Below are 3,151 nucleotides of genomic sequence, written 5' to 3'. Positions count from 1 at the left end.
GGCCCCCAGCCCCCAAGGGTTCCTTCTTCCCCTCCCCACGGCCCTTTGGGCCGTGGGGAGGGGAAAGGGGCCATTTGCCCTTTCCTATGGATGAAGCACCAAAAGATCCTAATAGCTATAAAATCCCCGTCCGCTTTTACGGCCCAGCCATCCGGCGGCGACCATGCGGCGGAGCAGCGGCGGGGCCGCATAACGGGGATCTTTGAACTCCTCAAACATGGCGTCTGCAATGAACAACAACGTGTCCAATCCTACAAAATCCATCAAGGTGAAAGGACCCATCGGGTGGTTCAAGCCTAGCTTGATCGCTGTATCGATATCTTCCATTGTGGCTACCCCTTCCTCCAGAAGTCGGATCGCGTCCAGGAGGTAGGGGATCAACAGCCGGTTGACGATGAAGCCGGGACGATCTTTCGATAGCACCACGGTTTTGTTCAGGCGCTCCGCCAGGGCCCGGCCCAGCGCCACGGTTTCCTCCCCCGTCCGCAATCCCACCACGATCTCCAGGAGGGGCATCACCGGAACCGGGTTAAAGAAGTGGAAACCGATCACCTTCTCCGGGCGCCGGGTGACACTCCCCAGCTCGGTGATCGAAAGAGAGGAAGTGTTACTGGCCAGGATCGCATGGGGCGGGCAGATCCGATCGAGCTCGGCGAACACTCCTTTCTTGGCGTTCATTTCTTCAATCACAGCCTCGATAACCAAATCACAGGCCGCGAAGTCTTCCATGTTCAGCGTGCCCCGGATGCGGCCCCATGCCGCTTCCATGTCGGAGGCGCTTAACTTCCCTCGCTCCACCGCTTTGGCCATGGAAGCCCGGATGCGGTCAAGCCCCTTGCGGAGAAGCTCCTCATTCACTTCTCGAACGATCACCTGGAAGCCGGCACGGGCGCACACCTCAGCGATCCCCGAGCCCATCAGGCCGCAACCGACCACTCCGATCGTTCGCACATCCTGGATGTTCATGGAGAACCTCCAGAAGGAGAAATTTGGGCGGTTTCCTCACTCCAGCTCCACCGCCATGGCTACTGCCTCGCCTCCTCCCAGGCATAGGGTGGCGATCCCTCGACGCATCCCCCGATCCCGAAGGGCATAGAGCAGAGTGACCAGGATCCGAGCCCCGCTGGCGCCTACCGGATGGCCCAGGGCGATCGCTCCCCCGTTGACATTGACCTTGCTCCAATCCCATCGATAGCCCTGACGCTCCATCGCCCGGGCGTCGGCCAGGACCTGAGCGGCAAAGGCCTCGTTGATCTCGATGAGATCCACTTCCTCCCAGCGCCAGCCCACGCGCTCCAACAGGCGGGGGATCGCTTTCGCCGGCGCATAGAACAGCCATTGGGGGTCCACCGCCGCTTGGGTATAGCCAACGATCCGGGCGATCGGGGGGATCCCCAACGCTTCCGCCTTGGCTCGGCTCATCACCACCACAGCGGCCGCGCCGTCGTTCAAGCCCGGGGAATTCCCTGCCGTCACCCGCCCATTCGGCCGGAAAGCCGGCCGGAGACGGGCCAGGGCTTCCATCGAAGTGTCCCGCCGGGGACCCTCATCTGTATTCACCACCCGGGTGCCCCCCTTGCCATCCGGTACTTCCACCGACACGATCTCAGCCTCGAATTTCCCCGAGTCGATGGCCGCGATCGCCTTGCGATGGCTTTCCAGGGCAAAGGCGTCCATCTCCTCTCGGGTGACCTCGAACTGATCGGCGATGAACTCGGCCAGCTCCCCCATAAGGACCTGGTTAAACGGACAGCGCAGGCCGTCGGCGATCAGGCTGTCTTCGGCCTGTAGATGGCCGTAACGCATCCCCGCCCGCAGACGGATCAGATGGGGGGCGTTGCTCATGCTCTCCATCCCGCCCGCGACGACGAGATCCGCATCGCCAGCCTTGATCGCCTGGGCGGCGAGCATGATCGCCTTCAATCCAGAGCCGCACACTTTGTTCACGGTAACCGCCCCGACGTCCACCGGGATCCCCGCGAGGACGGCGGCCTGGCGGGCAGGGGCCATACCGCTGCCGGCCTGGACCACCTCGCCCATAATGACCTCATCGATTTGGCTGGGATCGATGCCCGCACGGCGGATGGCCTCGCGGATTGCGATCGCACCCAGCTGGGGGGCGGATAGCACGGATAACGCCCCGAGCAGCTTTCCGATCGGCGTCCGCGCTGCTCCCACGATCACTGGATCTCGCTCGTTTTTCTTCATAATCCTTCCCCCTAGGATCATCCAAGTGGTGGGTGCGTTCTCATTACCAATCGGCAACCCGGGGTGGGTTTAAGGCGGTGTGTCTTGCGATGAAGCAACGAATGCCTCAAATAGGGGGCGCAGACGGTGGTAGGTATCATCCAGCCATTCCGGGAGAACGCGGGTGTTCCCGATCACTGGCATGAAGTTAGTGTCGCCCGTCCAACGGGGGACCACATGGACGTGCACGTGGTCAGCGACCCCTGCCCCAGCTGGCCGGCCGATATTGGCCCCGATGTTGAAGCCTTCCGGGCGGTACGCCTGACGAAGAACCCGAATGGACAGGGCGATCAATTGCATCAGCTCCAGCTTGGTGGGATCGTCCAAGTCCTCAAGGCTGGGCACGTGGGCGTATGGGATCACCATTAAATGGCCGTTGTTGTAGGGGTAGCGATTGAGGGTCACGTAAGCCGTTCGGCCGCGAAAGAGGATATGTTCAGCCTCATCGGAGCCATCGATCTTCAAGCAGAAAATGCAACCTTGAGGCGCCTCGCCCTCACCTTTGAGGTAGGCCATTCGCCACGGAGTCCACAGGCGCTCCATTGTCGCTCCGTCCGGAGAACAAGTGTTTTAGAGGCCGGGGAAGCCACCAAAGGCGAGGTAAACGGACGCTGAAGCGCCCAACTATAAACGGCTTCCTGAGCCCCTTAAAAGCTCTCTTAACCATTTTATCCGGGCGATGTCCCTTCGACAATTTGTGCTTCTTCCACTTTTTGTTTTGGGGCTCTGGAGCAGGGAGGGTGGATCATCCCATCTTCGTTCATTCCCCCTCCCCTGGCCCCTTGGGCCGTGGGAAGGGGATGGGAAAAGTATTTTAGGGGCGAGCCGATCCAGCAAGGGGATCGCCTCCGGGGCGATGAATTCGCCACAGAGTTTCTCGCGGGGGAACCGGTGCCGTTCCAGT

3 protein-coding genes are annotated in these 3,151 nt (G+C 61.3%); all 3 read right to left on the bottom strand.

Going from position 1 to position 3,151, the window contains the following annotated elements; translation table 11 throughout:
* Positions 1 to 108: 108 nt before the first annotated feature.
* Entirely contained in the window at positions 109 to 966 is an 858-nt protein-coding gene (locus tag ACFMO5_RS11495; protein WP_376792892.1) for a 3-hydroxyacyl-CoA dehydrogenase family protein, read from the bottom strand.
* A 36-nt stretch (positions 967 to 1,002) separates the two neighbouring features.
* Complete coding sequence (locus ACFMO5_RS11490) at positions 1,003 to 2,208, bottom strand: acetyl-CoA C-acetyltransferase (protein ID WP_376792891.1); 1,206 nt, start codon at positions 2,206 to 2,208, stop codon at positions 1,003 to 1,005.
* Positions 2,209 to 2,277: 69 nt separating this feature from the next.
* Positions 2,278 to 2,790 (bottom strand): HIT domain-containing protein, encoded by a 513-nt coding sequence (locus ACFMO5_RS11485; protein WP_376792890.1) that lies wholly within the window; start codon positions 2,788 to 2,790, stop codon positions 2,278 to 2,280.
* Positions 2,791 to 3,151: the final 361 nt, after the last annotated feature.

This window comes from Thermoflexus sp. (assembly GCF_042408365.1).
In the GTDB taxonomy this organism is placed as follows: domain Bacteria; phylum Chloroflexota; class Anaerolineae; order Thermoflexales; family Thermoflexaceae; genus Thermoflexus.
This window is presented reverse-complemented; position numbering and strand designations above follow the sequence as displayed.